General features: G+C 52.1%; 18 protein-coding genes. 7 read left to right on the top strand and 11 right to left on the bottom strand.

The genetic code is table 11. From position 1 onward, the window contains the following. Positions 1 to 291: 291 nt before the first annotated feature. Positions 292 to 1,230 carry a LysR family transcriptional regulator gene (locus AC6I7T_RS25615; protein WP_497790609.1) on the bottom strand — a complete coding sequence of 313 codons (939 nt, stop codon included), beginning with the start codon at positions 1,228 to 1,230 and terminating at the stop codon, positions 292 to 294. 105 nt (positions 1,231 to 1,335) lie between these two features. Between AC6I7T_RS25615 and AC6I7T_RS25610 the strand changes: the two genes are divergently transcribed. The 3 genes from AC6I7T_RS25610 to AC6I7T_RS25600 are packed head-to-tail and all read left to right on the top strand — an operon-like array spanning position 1,336 to position 5,602. Beyond that, positions 1,336 to 2,589 (top strand): HlyD family secretion protein, encoded by a 1,254-nt coding sequence (locus AC6I7T_RS25610; protein ID WP_497790608.1) that lies wholly within the window; start codon positions 1,336 to 1,338, stop codon positions 2,587 to 2,589. Between the two features lie 33 nt (positions 2,590 to 2,622). Next, entirely contained in the window at positions 2,623 to 4,215 is a 1,593-nt protein-coding gene (locus tag AC6I7T_RS25605; protein WP_497790607.1) for a DHA2 family efflux MFS transporter permease subunit, read from the top strand. 37 nt (positions 4,216 to 4,252) lie between these two features. Next, the gene (locus AC6I7T_RS25600; protein ID WP_497790606.1) at positions 4,253 to 5,602 is read left to right on the top strand and encodes a TolC family protein; all 1,350 of its coding nucleotides are present in this window, start codon (positions 4,253 to 4,255) and stop codon (positions 5,600 to 5,602) included. A 193-nt stretch (positions 5,603 to 5,795) separates the two neighbouring features. Here the strand turns inward: AC6I7T_RS25600 and AC6I7T_RS25595 are convergent, their stop codons facing one another. From AC6I7T_RS25595 to AC6I7T_RS25565, 7 genes are all read right to left on the bottom strand, one after another. Beyond that, positions 5,796 to 6,413: a redoxin domain-containing protein gene (locus tag AC6I7T_RS25595; RefSeq protein WP_497790605.1), complete on the bottom strand. Its 618-nt coding sequence runs from the start codon at positions 6,411 to 6,413 to the stop codon at positions 5,796 to 5,798. An 11-nt stretch (positions 6,414 to 6,424) separates the two neighbouring features. Then, the gene (locus AC6I7T_RS25590; protein WP_497790604.1) at positions 6,425 to 8,542 is read right to left on the bottom strand and encodes a protein-disulfide reductase DsbD family protein; all 2,118 of its coding nucleotides are present in this window, start codon (positions 8,540 to 8,542) and stop codon (positions 6,425 to 6,427) included. A gap of 86 nt (positions 8,543 to 8,628) precedes the next feature. Further along, positions 8,629 to 8,913, bottom strand: a complete 285-nt coding sequence (locus tag AC6I7T_RS25585; protein ID WP_497790603.1) for a hypothetical protein — start codon at positions 8,911 to 8,913, stop codon at positions 8,629 to 8,631. Positions 8,914 to 9,075: 162 nt separating this feature from the next. Next, positions 9,076 to 9,411: a hypothetical protein gene (locus AC6I7T_RS25580; RefSeq protein WP_497790602.1), complete on the bottom strand. Its 336-nt coding sequence runs from the start codon at positions 9,409 to 9,411 to the stop codon at positions 9,076 to 9,078. Between the two features lie 290 nt (positions 9,412 to 9,701). Continuing rightward, complete coding sequence (locus tag AC6I7T_RS25575) at positions 9,702 to 10,115, bottom strand: CoA-binding protein (RefSeq protein WP_497790601.1); 414 nt, start codon at positions 10,113 to 10,115, stop codon at positions 9,702 to 9,704. 202 nt (positions 10,116 to 10,317) lie between these two features. Beyond that, complete coding sequence (locus AC6I7T_RS25570; protein WP_497790600.1) at positions 10,318 to 10,740, bottom strand: hypothetical protein; 423 nt, start codon at positions 10,738 to 10,740, stop codon at positions 10,318 to 10,320. Between the two features lie 521 nt (positions 10,741 to 11,261). After that, on the bottom strand, positions 11,262 to 11,990 hold the full coding sequence (locus tag AC6I7T_RS25565) for an RNA methyltransferase (protein ID WP_497790599.1): 729 nt from the start codon (positions 11,988 to 11,990) through the stop codon (positions 11,262 to 11,264). 388 nt (positions 11,991 to 12,378) lie between these two features. Between AC6I7T_RS25565 and AC6I7T_RS25560 the strand changes: the two genes are divergently transcribed. The 3 genes from AC6I7T_RS25560 to AC6I7T_RS25550 all read left to right on the top strand — a co-directional run bounded on the left by AC6I7T_RS25560 (position 12,379) and on the right by AC6I7T_RS25550 (position 19,104). Next, a complete protein-coding gene (locus tag AC6I7T_RS25560; protein ID WP_497790598.1) occupies positions 12,379 to 15,795 on the top strand; it encodes a TonB-dependent receptor in 3,417 nt (1,138 codons plus the stop codon). A gap of 226 nt (positions 15,796 to 16,021) precedes the next feature. Continuing rightward, positions 16,022 to 17,617, top strand: a complete 1,596-nt coding sequence (locus AC6I7T_RS25555) for a M28 family peptidase (protein WP_497790597.1) — start codon at positions 16,022 to 16,024, stop codon at positions 17,615 to 17,617. A gap of 47 nt (positions 17,618 to 17,664) precedes the next feature. After that, the gene (locus AC6I7T_RS25550) at positions 17,665 to 19,104 is read left to right on the top strand and encodes a C45 family autoproteolytic acyltransferase/hydrolase (protein WP_497790596.1); all 1,440 of its coding nucleotides are present in this window, start codon (positions 17,665 to 17,667) and stop codon (positions 19,102 to 19,104) included. 59 nt (positions 19,105 to 19,163) lie between these two features. Here AC6I7T_RS25550 and AC6I7T_RS25545 read toward each other — a convergent pair whose 3' ends face one another. Next, the gene (locus AC6I7T_RS25545) at positions 19,164 to 20,342 is read right to left on the bottom strand and encodes an epoxide hydrolase family protein (RefSeq protein ID WP_497790595.1); all 1,179 of its coding nucleotides are present in this window, start codon (positions 20,340 to 20,342) and stop codon (positions 19,164 to 19,166) included. A 404-nt stretch (positions 20,343 to 20,746) separates the two neighbouring features. On the opposite strand from AC6I7T_RS25545, the gene AC6I7T_RS25540 reads away from it, so the two are divergent. Then, positions 20,747 to 21,070 carry a hypothetical protein gene (locus AC6I7T_RS25540; RefSeq protein ID WP_497790594.1) on the top strand — a complete coding sequence of 108 codons (324 nt, stop codon included), beginning with the start codon at positions 20,747 to 20,749 and terminating at the stop codon, positions 21,068 to 21,070. A gap of 186 nt (positions 21,071 to 21,256) precedes the next feature. On the opposite strand, the gene prfB is transcribed toward AC6I7T_RS25540, so the two are convergent. Further along, a protein-coding gene (gene prfB / locus AC6I7T_RS25535; protein WP_497790593.1) for a peptide chain release factor 2 occupies positions 21,257 to 22,397 on the bottom strand; the annotation gives its coding sequence in 2 pieces (ribosomal slippage) (positions 21,257 to 22,324 and positions 22,326 to 22,397; 1,140 coding nt in all). A 1-nt stretch (position 22,398) separates the two neighbouring features. After that, on the bottom strand, positions 22,399 to 24,054 hold the full coding sequence (gene lnt, locus AC6I7T_RS25530; protein ID WP_497790592.1) for an apolipoprotein N-acyltransferase: 1,656 nt from the start codon (positions 24,052 to 24,054) through the stop codon (positions 22,399 to 22,401). Positions 24,055 to 24,099: the final 45 nt, after the last annotated feature.

Below are 24,099 nucleotides of genomic sequence, written 5' to 3'. Positions count from 1 at the left end.
TCAACACGATTGTGCTTTCTTCAAATATGGACATGTACAGGTTTTCTCAACTAGAGACCTGTACAAACTCCTTAGCCCCAATCTTTCCTGGCATCCCCAACACTATCCTCTATTCACGAAAGTAATTCCATCGCCACTGCCCAATGACATCTCGGAAAAGGTCACCCGTACTTGTGCCGCACCACTTAAATAATGAGACTAACGGCGGACTACACCAGATCAGACTATGGCGGCCCAAGTCACGTCCTAAGTTAGATTCCAAGTGCGATTGGATCTATTAAGCTCAAGCAATCATTTAGAGAACTTTGCACTAGAACGGACCTCAGATTCAGGCCATAGCCGTTTACACTCCGACCGCACGCACTCCCGAACGAAGCGATGTAAGGGGTCGGCATCGAAACGAGGGTGCCATGCCTGAGAAATCGACCCGGGTTTGAGCGAAAGCGGAATCGAAAACATATACAAGCCCAAGGACTCGATTGCTGTTCGCGTGTGGTGTTTCGGAACGCTGGCAACCATATCAGAACTTGCTGCGGCGAGCAGAGCGCTATAAAAAGTAGGAACGATCACGGATATATGCCTCTTCATGCCCACCTCCTTGAGTGCTTCATCTATTGGCCCCCACTGGACTCCCCTACGGGAAGCGACAATGTGTTCATACTCCGCGTACCGTCTGGCGGTGATCTTGCCCTTTGTCAGCGCATGACCGGGACGAACTACCCCTGCAAACGATTCCGCCACTAGACGTTGCACCTTCACTTCCGGTCCGCGTAATTTGATATTCCCAACAATCGTGAGGTCAACCGTTCCTTCCCGGAGAGGGCCTATGTCATGTGGCCTCTCAGACAAGAAACGCAATGTGATGCCGGGCGCGCTTTCGTGAATCAACTTTGTCAGCGACGCCGCAAAAGTGCCAATGAGGGCTTCTTCCGTCGTGATGGTGAACGTCCGTTTTATGTCCTGTAAGGGAACCGGATTGCCATACACAAGCGCGCGAGCTTCTTGTGCCAGAGTGTGAACCCGTGCCCTCATATCGAGCGCTTTCGGCGTCGGAACCAAGCCTCTACCAGCTCTGACAAGAAGAGGATCGTGCATCAATTTACGAAGACGAAGCAAGGCATGGCTCATTGCTGGAACGCTGATGCCCATGCGCTCTGCAGCCATAGTGACACTCTCATCCTGTAAAAGAGCATCCAGCGTCAGCAGAAGGTTGGCGTCGAATTGTTTCATTTGGTGCAAGTATACATTTCATGTCGATGCCTTTATCAAACATTCGATACTCACTAGTTTGAAGGAAGGAGACGTATTCCCTGTCTTCAAAGCAAGGACGTATTCATGATAGATACTTCTGCATCGGTTCAGTCAGATAGAAGATTGCGCGGTCACTCTGCCCGCCGGCGAATTTTGATTGTTGGTTTACTTGTGAGCGCTGCCCTATTGATATGCCTTTACCTTTTCGCTACACGCGGAGAAGTCTCGACCGATGATGCTCAAGTGGATGGACGTCTGGTGCCGATAGCTCCCAAAATTTCCGGTTACATTGAGAAATTACTAGTCAATGACAATCAGGTACTCGCCCAGGGGCAGCTCATCGCATTGATTGACCCTCGTGATGAAAAGGTGCAAGTAAAGCAGGCGGCAGCAGCCCTTGACACACTTGAAGCTCAGGCCCGTGCTGCAGGAAGCAATGTTGGACTAACTGCTAATGTGACCTCTAGCAGCGTCTCGTCCGCAGAGGCTGCGATAGCGAATGCCGAAGCGGAACTTGTCCGCGCCAAAGCGACAGCAGAAAAAGCGCGACATGCGGACTTGGAACATATACGAGCAGATATTGAAGATCGCAAGGCCAACTATGTTCGCGCTCATTCCGATCTGCGGAGAATGCAGAGCCTCATTGAAAAGGGTGAAATCTCAAGCATTCAATATGACCACTACGTTGCTACGGAGCGCAGCGCCAAGAGCCAACTGGATGCCGCACAAGAATCCCTGCTTTCGCAGCAAAAGGTAGCACAAGCGGATGAGGCCGCAGTTCATGCTGCAGAAGCAAAACTGCAGAAAGCAAAAGCAGAACTATCGCGAGCACATGCTGAGCAACAGCAGGTAAAAGTGCGCGCCGATGATGCCGATGCCATGCGCGCCGGAGTCGACGCCGCGCGCGCCAAGCTGGATGCGGCAAACCTGCAACTATCCTACACGGAGATTCGCGCACCGCGAGAAGGAAAGGTTACACGCCGCACGGTGGAATCTGGAGCTTATGTAACAACGGGACAAACGCTGCTAACGCTCGTTCCGACACAAGACATCTGGGTTACGGCGAACTTCAAAGAAACACAGTTGCGCCATGTCAAGCCAGGAGACCGAGCAGACATAACCGTAGACCAGTTAGGGAAGACATTTACAGGGTCAGTGGATTCGATAGCAGGCGCCACGGGAGCACGCTCATCTCTGCTTCCTCCGGAGAACGCGACAGGAAATTACGTCAAGGTGGTGCAGCGAGTCCCCGTAAGGATTCTGCTTGACGCGGATGCGATCCACTCCGGCGCTCTTAGTGTTGGAAACAGTGTTGAAGTCACAATCCATACGCATTGAGTGAGAGCAAAAAGAAGGGACAAGCAGAATCAGATGACATCGAACGCCATAGCTCAAACCTCGCCTCATCAGAGCGTAAATCCGTGGATTTTAGCAGCAACCGTTCCGCTTGCCGCGTTTATGGAACTGCTGGATACGACGATTGTGAATGTCGCCGTCGAGCATATTGCCGGTGGACTGTCTTCGAGTTCTGATGAGGCTACCTACGTTCTCACCTCCTACCTCGTTGGCAATGTTGTCGTTCTTCCTCTCAGTGGTTACTTATCTGGACTACTTGGAAGAAAGAACTACTACCTTATCAGTGTGGTGATCTTCACCATCACCTCTGCCCTCTGTGGATTCGCTCCAACACTGGGTTTTCTTGTGTTCTTCCGTGTACTGCAAGGAATCGGAGGAGGAGGTTTGCAACCGGTTTCGCAGGCGATTCTAATGGACGCTTTCCCCCCGGAGAAGCGTAGTACGGCACAGGCTGTCTTTTCTATAACCGCCGTTCTGGCACCTGCGCTTGGACCAATAACCGGAGGACTACTTACTGACAATTACAGTTGGCGCTGGGTGTTTTTAATCAATATTCCAATCGGGATACTGGCCTTCTTTCTGAATGCTCATTTGGTGCATGATCCACCGCATCACAAGCGTTTTACGCTGCGGGAGAAGAAGTTCGATTATCTTGGGCTGTCTCTGCTTGCGATTTCCCTCGGTTGCCTCCAGGTCGTTTTAGACCGCGGGCAGATTGATGACTGGTTTGGCTCAAACTTCATTACTACTTTTGTTGTGTTGGGTGTCATAGCCCTGATTGGCTTCGTCTGGTGGGAACTCAAGCATCCACATCCCGTCGTGGACCTTCGGCTCTTAAAGAACATCAACTTCACACTGTGCGTGTTAGCGACATTGCTGATGGGATTTATTTTCTACGCAATCACCTATATGCAACCACTGTTCTGCCAACAGATGCTTGGCTGGACTGCCACGTGGGCTGGGTTGGCGCTCTCGCCTGCCTCGGTGGTCTTTGTCTTCATGATGCCTCTGATGCCGTGGCTGATAAAACGTATCACACCGCGCTACTTAACGATGATCGGATTCCTCATTCATGGGATTGCCTGCCTCTTGCTGGTGGGATGGAGCCTGGACCAGCCCTACTGGAAGATATTGGGTTCTCGTATTGTTGAGATTATCGGCCTGGCAGGACTTCTCGTTCCCATCAATGTGATTGCCTTTGGCTTCTTGTCCAGAGAGAAAGCAACGAGCGGAAGCGGTTTGTTGAGCTTAGCCCGAAACTTTGGCGCTAGCTGTGGTATCTCGGTTGCGGCAACGCTTCTGGCCCGGAGAAGCCAGTTTCACCAAAACATTCTCGTTAGCCACCTCACACCTGGAGAGCCAAGCTACCGAGCCGCGTTAGAACAGAACGCATACCTTCTGTTTCATCATGGCCGGAGTTGGGCCGATTCTGTTACTTCGTCAGTGGCGCTTTTAGGGAAAGCGCTCGAACAACAAGCGTTGATGCTGTCTTATATCGACGCTTTCTGGATCATCGCGGTGATTTCCTTTCTTGCCGCTCCAATCGCTTTACTGATTGGGAAGGAAAAGCCGGTTTCTTTGGAAGAGGTTGCGGCAGAGAGTCACTGACCTGAATAGCGTCAAGTTCCTTTGTGGAAGACGAAATATGAAATTCGAGAAAACAAATCAGATTATGCGATGGACGCTGATGCTACTCCTCCTTGCGGATTGCATTCAGGGCATTCAATTGACTGCACAAGAAAACAGCTCACGAGAAATTACTCTGCCTCAGGCTGTTCGCCTTGTGCTTGCGGAAAATCCAAATGTGCAGATTGCTGTCTATCAGGCGGCCATAGCAAAAGAGAATCAGCGTATTGCACTTTCCACCTTGCTCCCGCAGGCGAATGTCGGAATTAGTGACAGCGTAAACAGGCTGAATGTTGAAAGCTCTTTCGGAACCACAGGAGGGCTTTTCCCTCAACATGAAGGGCCTTATCAGGTTCTGGCAGCTGAAACCAACTTCCATATTCCGATTCTCCATGTAGCCAATTTGCAACGTTATCGCGCACAGGAAGCAAATCATGCAGCAACCGTTGCGGAAAGTAAGAGTGTGCGAGAGCAGATCGTTGAACTGACGATATCGCAGTACCTGCTTTGCATTCGCAGGAACACCACAGTCAAGGCTGCCGAATCTCAGGTCGCACTCGCAAAGCGCCTTTGGGAACAAGCGGATAATCTGCAAAAGGCTGGTGTAGGCACAAGTCTTGATAGCCTTCGGGCACAGCAGAAACTGAAGGTTCAACAGCAGGCATTGATCGTAGCACGGGTAGAATCTGCCACATCCCTATTTGGACTGGTCCGACTGCTCAACCTTCCGCCGACAACCCAATTGATCCTCACAGACGAACAAGGATTTAATAGCCGCGCTTTTTCTCTGCCTGAAGAAGCATCTCTCGAAGAGGCTTATAAGCAGCGGCCAGAAATGATGGCTTTACAGAATCATCTGGAAGCAGCGCGCCGTCAGTTGTCGAGCAGTCGGGCTGAACATATTCCGAATCTCGATATACAAGGACGCTGGCAGGAGCAAGGGAATCGCCCGGACAACACGATTCCTGTCTATCAGTACGCAATGACAGTATCCGTTCCAATATTCACGGGCGGGCGTGTTCGTGCGGAGGCGGCGTCATCGACCCTTGAGATCAAGCGTCTGCAGAGCCAAGAGCAGGAGCTAAAGAACCAGATCGCACTCGAAGTCAAAACAGCAACCGTCAAACTGCAAGCTGCGCTTGAAGAAGTTAAGGTCGCAAACGCAGGTTTGGCTTTGGCTCAGGAAGAAGTCACGCAGGCTCAAGACAGATTCCAGGCAGGGGTGAACGATAACATCGAAGTCGTCCAGGCCCAGGATAGTCTGAGTCGCGCTTATGACGATCAGATTGCCGCTCTCTACCGTGCCAATCAATCCCGTGCCGATCTTGAACGCGCGATTGGTCATATCGAGGAAAGTTATGTGAAATAGAGCATTGGCCTATGAAATGTATCGTTTTTACTAATCTAGAGCAAAACCAACCACTCATTGGCATCTAATATCGGCGCGGAAGAGCCAAATGGCCACCCTTAAACGGAAAGGCCACTCTGCTCTTTACATCGCGCGTTCTGACTTCTGCGGTGAGGATCGCAGCATAGCAATTGCTGCGACACCTCTAAGTACCTTACTCCGCATATTTAATACTGCAACCATAAGGGCGGGTATAGGAGGTAGCTACCGGTTTGCCCTGCATGGCTTCTGTCAAAGCTTCCGAAACATAATTCTTGGATTGCGAAATATCAGAGGGGTCCGGTGTTGCGTGATCGTCAATAGCACCTTCATAGATCAGCTTTCCTGAAGGATCGATAACGAACATATGAGGAGTGGTTTTAGCGTCGTAAAGATGGGCTATCTTTCCATCGGAGTCCAGCAAAGCAGCTGTGGGGACAGCGTGCATCTTTCCCAGATAGCTGTTCTCTTCCGTCGCTGTAACATAGCCTTGCAGTCCAGGAGCAGAGGAAATCACCGTAAGCCACACAACCCCTTTGGATGTCCATTCCTTCTGCAGACCCTGCATGTTACCGCTTGCGTAGTGCTTCCTGGTAAAAGGACATCCCTGGTTGTGCCACTCTAAAACAACATACTTACCCTTGTATTCGGAAAGTTGATGCGTCGTCCCATTGGAATCGACGCCGGTGAAGTTTGGGGCGGAATCTCCAACTCTCACAGCGAGAGCTGGAAGGGTTAGGAAAAGAGCGGTTAAAACAAAAGCAAGCTTTCGCTTTGGACGTCTCCAGTGCATCGCGTTCCCTCCTACGGGTCTAGGCGAGCTTCCCTGGTGGGTTTGACGTTCGAAAGTGCGTCGAAGACTATGCCTGTGGTTAAGACCTCAGGAAGAACCTGAGGTTCGGACTGCCCGGGAAGATAGAGAGCATAGGTGGGAACGCCACTCCTCCCCAATTTTGCCAGAGCCTGGGCAATCGCATCGTCGTGCTGCGTCCAGTCGGCGCGAAGTAGAACTACTCCGGACTGAGCAAAGCGAGACTGCACGTCCGAACGATCCAACACAACTCGCTCGTTTACCTGGCAGCTCAGGCACCAACCAGCTGTGAAATCAACAAAGACTGCCTTCCCCTGAGAACGATACTTCTCGACAGCATCGGGAGTCCATGGCTCCCAGCGCAGACCGTTTCCCTGTGCCTGAGCAGAGGCAGGACGTAAAGCAAGATTCTTTACGGACCAGACCGAGATTCCAACCGCCGCCAACAAAATGATTGCAGCCACACAAGATGCCGGTAACTTCGCAGGCCAGCGGCCAAGCACCCAACCCGTTACCGCCAACAGTAAAAGCGCTGCCAATAATCCAATCAGGGCATTCGTCCCTGCAGTCTGTGCGAAGAGCCATATCAACCAGATCACCGTGCCAAAGATGGGGATAGCCGTTGCTTGCTTCAGCACCTCCATCCAGGCTCCAGGTTTGGGTAATAAACGTGTCCATTCCGGTCGAAAGGTTAGCAGCACATAAGGAGCAGCCAAGCCTAAGGCCAGTGCAGTAAAGATCGCAAAACTCACCACCACGGTCTGGGAGAGAGCAATACCAATAGCCGCACCCATAAAAGGAGCGGTACAAGGAGTCGCCACCACCGTGGCCAGAATCCCGGTAAAGAAGCTCCCCGCATAGCCTTGCTTTTGTGCCAAAGAGGAGCCTGCGCTGGTAAGCAGCAGCCCGATCTCAAATTGTCCGGCAAGAGATAACCCTAAAAAGAAGAACAACATGGCCATCAAGGCCAGGAATATAGGTGATTGGAACTGGATGCCCCAGCCGATCTGCTGCCCACCGGCTCGCAGGATCAGAAGGACGCCAACGATAATCCAGAAGGAGACCAGAATTCCTATCGTATAAACGGCGCCGTGTTTGCGCATCCGACCACGCTCTTCCCCAGAAGATTGGACTAAGGCTAAGCCCTTTAGAAAGAGCACGGGAAAGACGCACGGCATCAGGTTCAGAATCACTCCTCCGGCAAAGGCCAGAGCAATGGCAAGCCAGGGGCCGCCGGAAAGTGCTTTGCCGGTTTTCGTGGAAGCAGCAGGCAATACACCCTGGCGAGCGGTAAATTCGTAACTCTGACCATCGCTCAAAACCACCACCCCATGAATCTGATCGGGAAGCTTTGCCAGATTCGGGTCCTTCTTCAGAGTGAGGATCACACCCTTGTCAGCTGGAGCAGCTGTTTGAGCCGCCGGATTATCTAAAACGTTCTGATCCAGAGGAAAGAACTGCGCTCCGGTTATCGGATGCCCTGGAAGAATTGCCAGCCTGAAACCCTCTGCGGTCGGCTCAAATACCGCCTGGGACTGAGCAGGAAGCTGCTGAGGCAAAGTTCTCTGGAGCCGGTCAAAAATTTGTTTGTCTGGCTGCACAGTCGATGCACTGTTTCCTGCATTACTATCTACCTTCCGGGTAATATCCAGATTCGCCTTCCCCGGCAGACAAACCTCACGACAGACCAGCCAATCGACCTTCGCCGAAAGATGAGTTTCACCCGTCTTCAAATCCGGCGCAGTTTGCATCACCATTGGAAAGAGAACTTCACCCTCATAGCCGTAATCCATCAATGGACCGAGCGGAAGACGTTTCGGGGATGGATACTGCATCGCTCCGGCCGTAATCCCGGCAGGCAGTTGCCACTGAATACGGGGAGGCTCTCCGGAGTCACCCGCGTTTACCCAATAAACATGCCACTGTGGCTCAAGTTTGAAGTACAGACCTGCGTGGAAAGGCTGCCCCGGGACAAGAGTCTCCTCGGGAATAAGTAGCTGCACTTCAAGATGATCGGACTTGGCAGAGGATGCCGCACGAAGAGGAGCTGAGGCTCCCAGGATTAGAGCAAGAAGCAGAAAGGCGACAGAAAATCGGGAAATTTTTCTCATTGAGAGCACAGGGAAGACAGCATCCCTCTTCGCTCATTGTAGGATGTTTGGCCTTCCCATTGGTCGCACAAACGAGAGACTGAGGCTTAATCGTGGCGCCGTCTGCGTCCATGGAAGGAGGCACGGGAGCGCGGATCAAACCTCGGTGTATTCAGGAGCGAATGCATGAAAAGATCACAATCCGCAGCACTTAAAATCCAAGTGCTGTAATCCCGTCCCGGCTGTATGGCAATCTCCTCAGAGGAACGAGTAGGGAAACCCGTTATGGAAGCATTCTTTAGAGAGTTGAGATATGTCTTTCTCGCCCGATGATCGGCATAAAACCGAAAATCCTTGTTTTCCCGATGCTCGTGATTACCAGAAATTGCCATGACCCCCTCCACTTACATACCGGCGACTCTATGTGCGCTGGCAAACTGTGTATCGGCAGCTATAAAACGCACGAGCAGCTACATCACGCGATTTTGAGTAACCAACAGGCAGGTAACCGAGGTGCAAAAGCCCGACCGCCAGGAGGCAGCCGGGCCTCATTTCTAGTAACGATATGGCGCTGGCGGTCCATAAATGTGGGCTACACCCACGCGATATCCATGAGCAAAACCACGGCGGTACTCCTCACGATCCGGCCACGGCATATGAGGATGGCGAAATTCGTCGCGGTTATTCACATCCGGCGGACGATGGTTCTGGAAGTCGCGACGAGCACCCTCAATACCGTCTAAAAATCCCATGCGCGCAACCTCGCGGAATTCGGGAGGAGGAGCGCCCCATCCCGGTGGCGGAGGCCCCTGTGCCAACATACTCGGCGTTCCAATTCCAGCGATTGATATGAGAGCAAGTAACCCAATCCCAGCCATTTTGATCTTCATCGTTCCTCCAGATCCTTCTTACGTATGCATCAGACACGAGGATGGATAAAGGGTTGCGGTGGATACACTCGCATATATTCACTGCGAACCGTTACAAATACGAGCAACTTATGCGAACCTGCGGTGTTGCTCGGGCTGTTTTACGCCTTAGCATCGCTTCAACTTGCCGCCGGCAGACAAAACAGAAGTCCCTATTCTTCGGTTCTCGTTGTGTGCAAAACAAATGCGCCTCTCCGTTAAAGGAAAAGGGGCATCGTGAAATTCTCAATCGAGAAAGGGCGGGTTCTGGTTCACGCAGCACGAGCAGCATGCTCGCGAAAGATGCATAAATCCTGCACACACTTGATTCCTGCACCCTCTGCCCAGCCTATTGCCTCTTCATGGCATACACCTTCCTGCAGCCACAAATATGGAACCTTCAGCCTGATCGCGTCCTTCACAATCTCGGGAACATATTCGGAGGCACGAAAGACATTTATAAGATCGATCTTCCCCCCTGCAGCACAAGCCTCATCCAGGGTGGAATAGCACTTCTCTCCCAAGGCTTCAGTAATTGTGGGATTTACCGGAACGATATGATAGCCCTGCTGTTGCATGTATCGAGAAACACCAAAACTGGCGCGGCCAGGGTTGTTGCTCAGCCCTACGACAGCGATGGTGCGCACATTCTTCAAAATCTCTTGAATCACTTCGGGTTCATTCAAGCAGGAATTCCCTCCTTCAAACTATCTCTTTCTAGAGATGCATGCAGGGCCAAAAGACACAGGCTAATTCCAAGCCCAACCCATTCTTTTGAGGAGAAACCAGCTGCATCCTGATATCACTTTATCGTGGTTTTCTCCCCAATACGCATAGGAAGCGCATCTTTACCATCCCGGACACCCGAAGCCAGACCTGTTATAAGGATTAACTTGCAGGCTTGCCGGAAGAAAGGCCCTCCGCATTGCCTCTTCTGAGCAGAACACCGCTTAAAAGCAGGATCAGAGCAACCACGGCATAGAAATAGTGCAAGTTCACAATTACCTGTAACAGGATCACCTCGGCAATCAGCCATCCCAAGAGCACACAGCCTTGTGCCAAGACCATCGACGCATAGGAGCGGTATCGGCGAAACGTAAGCCAGAAAGCCCAAAGGCTCAAGAATCCATTCGCGATAAGCAGGATGATCGCAGGAATGAGAAAAGAAGAAAAAGGAGAATGCCGCAGCAAGCGAAGAGGCATATGCATCAATTCCCCCGTAGGATCGATTAGCAAGGGAATAGCTCCAAATATTGCGGAGGCGCCGAGAAACAACAGCGTGGTCATAGCTACGATTCTCACAACTCTCATGGCGACCTCCATTATTACAGCAGTTCTCCAAAGTTGCGACACGCTTAGTCCATCAAGAACACTCTGCAACTGGAGAATGTAAGACGCGCTAAAACCTCCCCTGTAATATGAGGCAAGTTCAGCGACGCCCCGCAGATATACATCTGTATGATGCCTGCTTTGCAGTTCTGCGTTATTCATCTTATGGAAGCCTTCTACCCGAAGCTGATTGCTAAAACGGAGTTGTATTCGTACTATCTCCGCGCCTAAGTTACTTTGTTATTCGCCGCAATCTAACTTCGGCTGCACAAGCATGATCGATTTGAAGTCGAGAGGTGAAGCTATCTACACCTACGAAGGGCAGAAACAAATTCATCAACCCATTGAAGCCGTCACGTCGTTTATTGAAACGGGAACCGATGCCGCATAGTTATTGCATAATGCCTACAAAATCGGCTCAAGATTAAGAAGAGCCGCTCATCCGAGAGCGGCTCTTCTCTCCCAGCAAGAGGACACGATTGTTTCAAAGACGGTCTTGTACGTTATCGTTTCAGCTTCCACAAGATCTGGCGGAAGATACCCAGCCAGGTTTTCGCATCGGTGTCCGAAAGCTCCAAGCGCCGAACTAGGCGCCGCGTTACCTCTTCCGATGAAGCTTGCGGGCGCTGACCGGTATACCCACTCACCTGCATTGCCTCGGACACGACTTCCGTAATCCGCTCAAAATCTGCTGCGGCGGCCAGTTCTGGCCGTTGCTCTGTCGCGAGAACTCCTCCATTTTCCCGAATCAACTCGTATAGGCAGATCGCAACCGCTTGCCCAAGATTCATGGAGTAATGTTCCTGGCGGGTTGGGATGTGAACCAGGAAATTGCAATAGCTGAGGTCGTCATTAGACAGTCCGCGTTTCTCCGATCCGAAGAGGAGAGCAATCTTGCCAGTATCCAGTTGACCGCGGATCAGCGATGCTCCTTGTTCCAATCGATGTAGAGGATGCTGCAACTCCCGATGACCAACTGCAGTAGTCCCTACCACCAGAGAGCAGTCTGCCACCGCATCCGCTACTGAGGTGTATTCCTGAGCATTTGCCAGTAAGGGAGCAGCACCTACAGCGGATCGCGCCTCACGAAACGCAACCTCATAAGGATTGACCACCCGCAGCTTCAAAAAGCCGAAATTGCTCATCGCCCTGGCGGCAGCACCTATATTGAGCGGGTTCCGCGTTGCGACCAGTACCACAACGATATGGTCAAGTTGAGCAGGGCCAAGCACGAATCCTTCTCCTCCAATACAGGCAATTGTAACGGGCTCATCGAACGGAAATCTAACAGCGCTACTTTTAGCTTCACGTACGAACGTATCTTGAAGTGCTCGTTTCGATCAGAATTTGTGTTCGAATAACGCAACACTTTCTGTGACAAGAAAATCTTTTGGCTCGCGGGCGAAATGGGGTACACTGAATTGCAAGTAAGCCATGCTGCTCTTTTTTAACAACACGGCAAGCATCTCCATCCACTCGCGCTACATCTTCTTTGCGAGTTCGGCCTGTTGTTCCTGTCTCTGTCGTCGCTAAAACCGCGCGAATCCTTTACTCAGCTTCATCGCTATTACTAAAGCTGTAAATCCTAAAAAACAGTTGTTCGCATTTCGAGGAGGCAAGTTGTCCTGGCGAATCTTTGTTTTTCTGTCCATCTTTATTTCCCTGGGTTTGTTGTTATCTTCTGAAGCAGTCGGCCAAACTGCAGCTACTGGAGCCATCACGGGACTGGTAACAGATCCCACCGGAGCGGTCGTGGCAAAAGCGCAGGTCATCGTGATTGAGACCGGAACCGGCACTCGTCGCACAGTTGAGACCAATGCGCAAGGAATCTACCGCGCGCCACTACTCTCCCCCGGCAACTATGAGGTCGAGGTTCACTCCCCGACTTTCCAGACGCAGAAGAAGAGTGGAATCGTGGTCAACGTGGCTGAAACCCAATCCTTGGGCTTCACGCTGAAACCCGGCGATCAGGCAGAGACCGTCCATGTCGAGGCCGATGAGGTATTAGTCCAATCCGAGACCAGCACGTTAGGCGGACTCGTTAACGAACGTACGGTTGAAGGACTTCCCCTTAGCACTCGTAACTACACTCAAATTCTCGATCTGGCTCCTGGAGTTCAGGCTGACGTCAATAACGCGGGAACACTCGGTCGCAACACGCAGGACGCGTACGTCAATGGAGCCCGCAGCATCGACAACAACTTTCAAATGGACGGAGTGGAGGTAAACAACTTCGGAACTGGACGTGGTGGTGACTGGCTCGGCTACTCCGGTATTCCTGTCCCTAATCCCGATGCTATTCAGGAGTTCAACGTTCAGACCTCACTCTACGATGCAGGCTATGGACGCGGTGCCGGAGCCAACGTGAATGTAGTCACCAAGTCCGGCACAAATCACTTTCATGGAAATGTCTTTGAGTTCTTCCGCAACGACGCGCTAAATGCCAATGACTATTTCCTAAAGCAGTCGGGGCAAGAGAAGCCCGTCCTGCGCCAGCATCAATTCGGAGGAACATTCGGCGGGCCGGTTCTGGTCGACAAACTCTTCTTCTTTGCGTCCTATCAAGGCACCCGCCAGACGAATGGTGTCGGTTCAGCCTCACTGGCAAGCGCCGATCTCCCTGTCGGGCTCACCGATACGCGAACGGCTTCCACTCTTGGAGCTGCTTTCTGCGGACAGTCCGGGGTATATGGAGGAGCGGCAATCGCTTGCGATGGAACGGATATCAACCCCGTCGCATTAAGGCTCCTGAATTATAAGCTGCCTAATGGACGCTACCTCATTCCCTCTCCACAGACAGCGAATGGATTATCGACCTTTAGTGTTCCGTCGAAATTCAGTGAAGACCAGTACCTTGCCAATGTGGACTATCAGCTCTCGCAGGTGCATAAGCTGGGTGCGCGCATCTTCCTCTCCAACGATCCACAGACAGCGGCTTTTACAACCTCAAATCTTCCAGGATCGGGAGCTACAAGCAGTTTTCGGAATCGGGATATCAACCTGAAATTGACATCCATTCTGTCACCACGATTCATCAACGAAGCACGTTTCAGCTTTACCAGAAGCTATGGACGCCTGAATACTCTCACTCCGGTTACCAATGCTGAAATCGGTATGTCACAACCGGCAGATCAAGCCATCATTCCGACGCTAAGCGTCTCCGGTATGTTCAGCATCGGAGGCCAGTCGAACGATGAATTCACTACTGCCGTAAACTCCTTCCAGGTTGGTGACCAGGCCTCTCTCAGTCTGGGGCGCCATAATCTTCGGTTTGGAGCGCAAGTCGAACGCATTCAGGACAACTTCAATCTGCCCGGTGTTAAGCGAGGATCGATTTCCTTTCTGAGCTTCCCGGACTTCCTGCTGGGAGAAAGTGCGGCGCAAAACGGCAGCAGCTACAGCAATGTCTATTCCAGCTCTTCGCAGGCAGGCATCACGGATCGGCATTTCCGCGTCAATGGCTTCTCGTCCTTTCTCCAGGACGACTTCAAGATCAACTCGCAACTAACGCTGAATCTCGGCCTCCGTTGGGAAGTCTTCGGTGGACTCAAAGAAAATGACGGACGCCTGGTCAACTTCTGGACCTCGCTGGCAAACAACGACTTCAGCGGAACACCCAATTACAGTGGCTATGTTGTGGCAGACAACTTCCATGGAAGCGTTCCCGACGGAGTAAAGCGCACGGGTAATGTCTCCTGCTGCGATAAAAGCACGCTCTGGGGGAATGTCGGACCACGCTTCGGATTAGCATGGCTGCCACTCAAGAAAGACAAGGGTCTGGTTGTTCGCGCAGGTTATGGCGTGTATTACTCCCGAACCTCCGGAAATAACGTTCTTCAACTCTTGCTGGAACCACCGTATGTATCGAGCGCTTACACCTCGGATGTGGGGAATGCCGGTGCCACCTTCCAGGATCCCTGGGTGATTTCGCTTCCGGAGGCGTCAAAGTATCCGATTTGGAGCCCCAGAGCGATTGACAATGCGAGTTATGTCCAAACACTGGACAGGAACTGGAGATCGCCGCTCACGCAGCAATGGAGCCTGAACGTGCAGAAGGAGTTCCTGCATGACTTTCTGATTGAAGTTGGTTACGTAGGTTCTCGCGGCGAACGTCTGGTTCGGTTCCGTGAGGTCAACCAGGCACAGTTGGCAAGTGTCGGAGCCCCTGTCAACGGAGAGACGACCAACACGGTGGATAATGCTTATCTACGCGTTCCTGTGCTGGGATTCGCCCCTTACGGCATCTGGCAGGTTGAGACTCAGGGAGGCTCCTACTACAACTCGCTGCAAACAAGCCTCTCCAAGCGTTTGAGCCACGGAGTGCAATTCAAAATCTCCTATACCTTTAGCAAATCGCTGGACGATCTTCCGACAGGTGCGCCGAATCTCTTTACCGGAAGCACCGGTTATACCTCAGTATGGGGAGGACTCCCCACCAGTGACCAAAACAATCCACGAGCATCATGGGGCGTCTCTGAATTCGACCGCCGTCAGCGTTTCGTCTTCAGCTATCTTTGGGACCTGCCCAAGCTTCATACCGGCAATGTACTGTTGCGCGGTATCGCCAATGGATGGAGCTTTACCGGTGTGACCACCATTCAAGGCGGCAATGCACTCTCGGTATACGACATCAATTCCGGCTCAATCTATGGCCTCAGTTATAACCGTGCCCAATTGGCCTCCGGTTATCGCGGCAGCTTTGGAACAACGGGTTCGACACAGTCGCGCTTGAATAACTGGATTGATCAATCTGCATTTACAGCTTTGAATGCGGGCGATGGATTCGGAAACAGCGGCAGAGGGCTGGTGCGCGGACCGGGTCAGAATGATACTGACTTCAGCCTGTTGCGAGCGATTCCTGTCCATCTGGGAATCGAAGGAGCCGCGGCACAATTCCGGGCGGAATTCTTCAACGCGTTCAATCATCCGCAATTCAGCGATCCGGGAACGATTCTCGGAACCTCGAATTTCGGGCAGATTCAATCCGCTTCCGTCATGCCGCGCATCGTGCAATTGGCATTGAAGTTAAATTTCTAATTTCAAAAAACGTCGTCAGCTATGGGGTGGGAGCTTTTTAAAGCATTTCCCGAAATACTGTGAACTTTCCAAGTCAGGTGAAGAGCGGCTTTCTTTGGCGGAAAGCCGCGTTAGCTTCTATTGCTTCGATCTACATCTTTTCGGGAAATGCTCTATAACAGCTACCACCCATTTGCTCTATTCTGATCGAAAGGCAATTCGGTCATTTCTCAGATAAGGAAGTGAAATGCGTTTTTCGTACGGTGGCTTTTCTCTTGTTCTCCTTGCCTGTCTTCCCTCTCTCGCACAGCAGCCGGATGCGGGAAAGATCCTTGAGAAGAATCTGCGCGCCGATGTTGCATTCCTGTCTTCTACTAATTTGGCGGGCCGCAAAACAGCCAGCCGTGAAGCTCGCATTGCCGCAGACTACATCGCCTCAGAATTCCAAAGGCTAGGACTTAAGCCGGTAGGCGACCAGAACAGTTACTTTCAGGATTACGATCTTACTCTGGCCGCTCAAGACGATGAGAATATCTCACTCACTCTCCACAGCAATGGGTTAGACAAAAGCTACCAACTGGGTCACGACTTCGATCTCTTCTGGATTACGCAAACCACGAATCCAACGACTGCTACTGGTCCACTTGTCTTCCTTGGTTACGGAGTCCAGGCTCCCGAATATGGATACGACGACCTGGCCGGACTAGATCTTCGCGGCAAGATCGTCATGATCTTGGGGCATGAACCGCAAGAGTCCGACCCGAACTCCAGAATGAAGGGCAGGTGGCACAGTTACCATGCCTATTCCCAATACAAATATGAGGTCATCCGTAAGGCAGGAGCCATCGGTATCTTGGAGGTACACGAGAGCACTCCACATCGGCCTGCAGACGCGCCCAGCGCTCCTCGTCAGGACTGGTTTCCCGAAGCCATCTATTCCCTTCCGGGAGTTTGGGACCTTCCCGTCTTCGGTGTTACAGAAGAGCTGGCCAATGAGTTGCTGAAAAATTCGGGAAAGAGCATCGCCGAACTCAAAGGACAAATCGATAGAGACTACAAGCCGCACTCCTTCGAAATCCCCGCAGCAAAAGTCACGATGAAGAAGTCCTACAAAGATCGTCGTGTCGTCCAAGCGCGCAATGTAGTCGGCTTGCTGGAGGGCTCCGATCCAAAGCTTCGTGATGAATATGTAATCATCTCGGCGCACTACGATCATCTGGGAACCGTACACGGTCACGTAATCGCGGGGGCCGACGATAACGCCTCAGGAGTCGCGGGACTCCTGGAAATCGCTCGTGCCTTTTCCTCCGGGGAGCGGCCTCGTCGAAGCATCCTTTTCTTCTCGCCGGATAGCGAAGAAGAAGCCTTGCTCGGTACCTTCTATTACTCCGGACATCCGATACTCCCTTTGAAGAAAGCGGTCGCTAATCTCAATATGGATATGATCGGCCGGGACGAAGACACTCCGACCTGGCAGCTCTCACCGGAGCATACGCACAAGAGCGTGAATGTTGTCGGTACGCCCTACAGCCCGGATCTTCGCCGCATCATTGAAAAAGCCAACAACGACGCCTCTCTGGTGCTCGACTTCAAGACCGACAAGGATGACAAAGAAGAATGGTTCGCCAGAAGCGATCATTTTGTCTTTGCAACACAGGGCATACCGGCAGTTCTCTTCAATACCGGAGAGAACGCAGACTATCACACCGTAAACGATGTTGCCGAAAAGCTGAATTATCCAAAGATGGAAAAGATCGTCCAGCTGATTTACAGGACCAGCGCGACACTGGCCAACGAAGATGTAAATCCGCGCTTCGATACACAGGCAAATACTTCGAAATAAGTTATTCCTTCGTGACAAAGACTATCCCCAGGGAACGGAGAATCAATATGGGTTGTACATTCCGCACCGTTGCTTCCGGCCTTCTTGCGCTGGCGCTCATGCAAACCGGCACCGCTCTTCACGCGGCAAAGGCTCCCACGCCTAAGTACGCATCCTCTGTAACGAAGTCGTATCGTTTTGAACGCAGCCATTGGATCTATGTGCATCTGGAGGGAACACCGGCGGAGATCGGGTATCAACATGGATGGCAGCTGGCCCCGGAAATCGAAGATGCGCTCCGTGTGAGCAAATTAATTCAGACCCACGGCACAAAACGCGATTGGGGCTTTTTCCGCAAAACTGCACGCGAAATCCTGTGGCCGCATACCGACGAAGAATACAAGCAGGAAATGCGGGGGATTGCGGCGGGTGCCGCCGCACATGGAGTAAAAATCGATCTCTGGGATGTCGTCGCCATGAATGGTATGGAAGAGATACCGGACTACTATGTTCCCTGGCTCGACAAGCAACAGCAGACGCCGAATGCTCCGAAGCTAAAGGCCCCGGGAAATTGCAGTGCATTTGTCGCCACCGGGTCGTGGACAGCCGATCACAAACCAGTCATCGCGCACAATAACTGGACCGAAATGGCTACCGGTGCAAGATGGAGAATCATCTTCGATATCAAGCCAACTGAGGGCCAGCATATTCTGATGGACGGCTATCCCGGCTCCATCGCAAGTTCCGATGATTTTGGAATCAACGGTTCCGGTCTGATGATTACGGAGACCACGATCACTGGCTACTCCGGCTTCGACCCGAGGGGCAAACCTGAATTTGTACGGGCGCGCAAAGCCATGCAGTACGCCACGTCAATTGACGAATATATCGCCATCATGTTGGAACAGAACAATGGCGGTTACGGAAACGATTGGCTGCTGGCCGACAACAAGACGGGAGAAATCGCTCGCCTTGAGCTGGGGCTCAAGCTGCACAAAGTATGGCGGACTAAAGATGGATATTATGCAGGAGCCAACTTCCCCAGCGATCCTCAATTCATCAAGGAAGAAACGGAGTTCGATCCAACCAACGCCTCCAGTTCTCCGAACGCCAGAGAAAAGCGCTGGGAACAGTTAATGGCTGAATATAAAGGCAAGATTGATGCCGAGCTGGCGCAAAAGTTCCTGGCCGATCACTTCGACACCTTTCAAGGCAAGGAAGACAAGGGAGAGCGGCCTCTGTGCGGCCACATCGATACCGCTTCCCGTGGCGTTCCTGAGTGGGAGTGGGCTCCCTATACTCCCGCCGGGGCGGTCAACGCGAAGGTAGCAGATAGCTCGATGACGGAGAAGATGTCCTTCCTTGCCCGCCATGGACGCCCTTGCGGTGAAGACTTCTTAGCGGAGGCTTTTCTCAAGGTACATCCTGAATTCGAATGGAAAAGACCGATCCTGATCGACATGAAAGGTAACCCTTGGGCAACATTCAGCACAGAGGATAAAAAGTAGCTGTCAAAGCTGGGCACTCTTCCCAACAAGCAGCTTGAGAGAAGAGTGCCCACATCTCTTCAACTTGCTACCTTTCGCACAACAGTTCGCAAGGAGCGGCAGAAGGTGCGCAGGTCTTTGGCGAGCAATTCCGGTTCTTCCATCGCCGCAAAGTGGCCGCCTGCCTTCATCTCAGTCCATCGCGTTACGTTATAGCCACGCTCAACCCAACTTCTGGGCGGAAATGGAGACTCCTTCGGGAAACGAGCAACCGCGCAAGGAACACGTACTCTATCTTGCGGACCGAAGACCAGTGGAGCTCTACGGCTTTCGGTATAAAGACGGCAAGAAGACCCAATTGTCTGGGTAACCCAGTACAGAGTAACGTTCGCCAACAGTTCACGCTTATTGAAGCATTTCTCCGCCACACCTCCACAGTCGCTCCACCGCTGGAACTTATCGAGGATCCATGCCGCCAACCCCATCGGGCTGTCATTCAAGCCAATAGCCAAGGTCTGCGGTTCATTCACCTGGACATGTCTGTACGCTCCGTTTTCCTCATCCCACTTTGCGAGGGTGGTCTGAAAATTAAGTTCCTCGGCGCTCAATTGATCACCCGGTTGAACAAACGGCTTATAAGATCCGGGGATGTAGTTTAAGTGAAGCGCAAGAACCCGTTCCGGATAACGGAGGGCCAGCACAGTGCTGACATTGGCTCCAAAATCTCCGCCTTGTGCTACGAATCTGTTATATCCGAGCTGGGTCATCAGCTCTGTCCACAGCTCTGCAATCACGAAGGTATTCATGCCCGGCGTGTTTGCATGCGTCGAAAAACCAAATCCCGGCAGGCTTGGAATAACTATGTCGAAGGAGTCGTTCGGGTCACCCCCAAAGGGGGCAGGATCCGTTAAGAGAGGAATAAGTTTGAGAGCCTCAAAAGGTGACCCTGGCCAGCCATGAGTGAATAGCAAGGGAATTGGATTTGAACCAGTCCCTCGAACATGGAGAAAATGAATTTTACCTTCTCCATAGTCGTACATGTAATTCGGGAATAAGTTTAAATCGTGCTCGACTCGTCGCCAGTCGAAGAGATCGCACCAATAATCCCGCAGCTCTTGCATCCAACAGAGGTCGATTCCATACAGCCCTCCGGGATTTTCGACAGCATCAGGCCATCTTGTTTGACGTAGGCGCTGACGGAGGTCTTCCAGAACATCCTCGTTGATAGCAACCGTAAAAGAGGAGATAGGATTGCTCATGGTTATTCACTATATACAGCTGTTCCGCGTTCTGCCTTGCTACTAATGACAAACTTACAGGAACGGCTTTCTTCCATACCTTTTCGGGAAAGCTGTATGTCAAAACTTTTGGATTTCCGGATTTCAGGCTTACCAGATGGGGAGACCAAAGCAATATATCTTGCTTGCGCCATACAACCCGAAAGCTGCAGGTACCGGCGTGAAGCTGGCTCTCCAGGTTCACGCTTTTGCTGGACTCAACAAAATTTACCTTCAATTTGAATGAGGAACGCAATCGCCTCTGTAACAGACATAAAGTCTGCAACTTACCTGCCCTCGGTTTTGACAAAGAAATTTTTGCGCATTCAGGGTAAATAGAGGGATAATTCTGCCGGCCATCCGTGTAGTAGGCAAGGAGGGTCCCCATGAAATACTTCGACTATTGCTTGTTCTTCTTGCCGATCCTGGACTGGAATAGCAGTCGTGATTCCACCGACGAATATGAAGCTCCAGTGATTGTAAAGATCAACGCTGCTGCCATCCCTACAAAGGACGCGCCGCCCAGTCAAACCCTTCACGCAGAATTCACTTGGGATCAATACGAGAGACATGTACGGAAAGTGCTGCACATGTCAGACACTCAGCTGGAGTTAGGCAGGGAGTCTTTCCTGAAGGATGTTCCCGTCATAGTGAACCATGTATCACGTGACGTTGTAGTGGAGGGATTGGGTTTCGAAAAGGCCGCCTAGAAAGATCTCACTGGCGCACGCTGGCCGGAGGTGTGTGCAAGACTCCGGCCAGCGAAGGGGACCCGGAGCAGTTCATATTGCTTTTTCCAACTCCAGGATGAAGCACAGCACACTCCCCGGCGATGCAGCATTAGATGCAGCATTAACTGAATACTGCATCGCTGAAACATAGCTCAGTGGTTTTGGTTAAACATCCAGATCGTCGCCGGAATCGGCTGCTACGGCAACTCCACCTTGGCGCTTCATCCGAAGATAGGCACGAATGAAAGGCTCAAGATAACCATCAAGGACCTTATCAACATCGCCAACCTCAGCCTTAGTCCGATGATCCTTGGCAATCCGGTATGGTTGCAGTACGTAAGAGCGAATCTGAGAACCGAAGTTGATATCCAGCTTCGAGTCTTCCAGTTTCTTCGACTCTGCACGTTTCTTCTCCAGCTCAAACTCGTACAGACGAGAACGCATCATCTTCATAGCCCGCTCGCGGTTCTTATGCTGCGAGCGCTCATTCTGGCAGCTGACAACAATGCCAGTCGGAAGGTGCGTCATGCGCACAGCAGAGTCGGTCGTGTTCACGTGCTGGCCACCCTTGCCTCCGGAGCGATAGGTATCGATACGGAGATCATCCGGCTTAATGTCGATCTCGATCGAATCATCAATTTCCGGAGAAACAAAGACGCTGGCAAAAGAGGTGTGCCTACGTTTGGCAGAGTCAAAGGGAGAGATGCGAACCAGACGATGGACTCCCGTTTCACCGGCCAACAAACCGAAGGCAAATTCACCAGTCACAGTAAAGGTCGCCGACTTAATGCCAGCTTCTTCTCCGTCCTGGTAGTCGTTCATTTCGGTCTTGAAGCCCTGCTGCTCAGCCCAACGCAGATACATGCGGAGAAGCATCTCGGCCCAGTCTTGACTTTCGGTACCACCAGCTCCAGGATGCACAGTCACGATGGCATTGAGAGCATCGGTCTCGCCGGAAAGCATCGTCTTGGCTTCGAGAGCCTCGGCAAAGTCGCTTAGAGAGTTAATTTCCCTCTCCAATTCTGCTGTGACGTCCTCGCCCTCTTTACCCAGCTCGAAATAGGCGTCAATGTCGCCGGTGCGGCGGATCAAATCCGCATCGTCGGAAAGAAGCGCCTCCAGGCGCTTACGGTCGCGCATCAGAGGCTGAGACAATGCTGGATTCGACCAGAGGCTGGAATCGGAGAGCTTCTCTTCGATCGCTGCTAATTCTTTGCGCAGACGTGCGGGGTCAAAGATACTCCCGCAGGTCGCGGACTTGGTCGCGTACAGGGGCGTAGGCGAACTCGAGCTCGTTTATGGTCACTTTACCGGGAACCTGACTTTACCTGAAATCGTTGGCGGTAGAACCGCAGAGCACGTTGTGCAGCTCTGAACGTCACCGCTATGGCGATTATGGCACAAAGCATCGCGAAGACGTCGCCGTGCTCGGAGTAGAAGGTCACATCGTCCCTGAAACCATACTTCACAGCCAAGGAATTCACCTGATGACGGGGAGTACTGGCCGTTACCCGGCCGTAAGGATCGATAGCAGAGGTAACGCCGTCATTCGTGTCTCGGAGAATCCAGCGGCGATTCTCGATAGCCCTCATCCTGGCTATATTCAAATGCTGCCACGGAGCACTGGTATCTCCATACCAGGCATCATCGGAGAGGTTCACGAAGACCTCGGCTCCGCGGGCAGCAAACCGCCTTACCTCGTCGGCAAAAACCGACTCGTAGCAGATGAATACGCCATACCGATGGCCTCCAGATTGGAAGACCTCGCGAGTTGTTCCTCGTGAGAAGTCAGAAACATTCCGAGTCAGGTGCCCGGCGAAAAAGAGCAATTTCTTATAAGGAACGTATTCGCCAAAGGGTACAAGATGAATTTTGTTGTACTTGCCTAGCTGGGAGCCATCTGGGGCAAAAACCGAGGCGGAGTTGTAGATACCGGATTGTGGGCCCTCCGCATCTGCAGAGATGTTTCCGGAAACCACCAGTGCCTCGCCAGCGACGGCCAGGCTCCGTATCACTTTTTGAAAGCGAGGATCGTAATCCCGGAAGGAAGACGGAGCCTCCGGCCAGGCAATCAGGTCTGGATGGGGGGAGGGCGTAGAACAGTTGGTCCGAAGTTTGGGAGCAGAGGTCTCCGGAATTCCACCGATAAATTCCCCGCAAGTAGTGAGGCTCAAGCGAGTCATCTCGGCGAGGTTCCTGTCCCATTCCGTCCCCACCCAATCATTATTGACGTCAACACTCAGATTCGGTTGCACCAGGACGGCCAAAGCCTGAGTCGGGGCAGGTGCTGGACGTAGCAAATGTCCGCACATTAAGACACCTACTGATACCCCCCATACGGCGCTTGCAATAAGGCGAGGCTTCCCTTTTTTTGAAAGCCAGATCCAGGCCAGCACGGAATTTGCCGCCACGAGGAGAACTGAGATTCCATACACACCGGTGACGGGAGCCAACCGGGTAAGCAGATAATTGTCCACCTGCGAATATCCCAACTGATCCCAAGGAACGCTGGTGATCCGGGAGGCCGCAAATTCAAGTGCTGCCCACAAAATCGGCGCTCCGATCAAAGCTCCCGCCAAAGAACCGAAGCCCTTTCGAATAAGCGCAACTCCCCATCCAAAGAGCGCAACATAAGAACCCAGGATCAGAGCAAAACCCAGCAGAATAAGAAGGGCAACGATTGAAGACAGCCCGCCATAGGTGTACATCGTGGCGTAGATCCAGTAGCAATTCCCCAGGTACCAAACCACCCCAGTCAGATAACCAAGCAGCGCGCTTCGGCGAAGGTACCGGGGATGAGCTACAAAGGAGACTCGAAGCAGCACCCAGAGCAAGGGAACCAGCCCGAGCCACGCAAATAGGGTCCGCCAATAGGGCAAGGGACCCGCAAGAGGAAAAGGAAGCTCCAGCAAAAGTGCAGAAAGAATTGCAAATGAGTACTGCAGGATCGGTCCACGTTTCATTGAGGCAGAGTCTAACAAAAGATTGTTGAAGAGCTTGCACCTCTT

It is taken from the genome of Humiphilus diazotrophicus (assembly GCF_059726315.1).
This window is presented reverse-complemented; position numbering and strand designations above follow the sequence as displayed.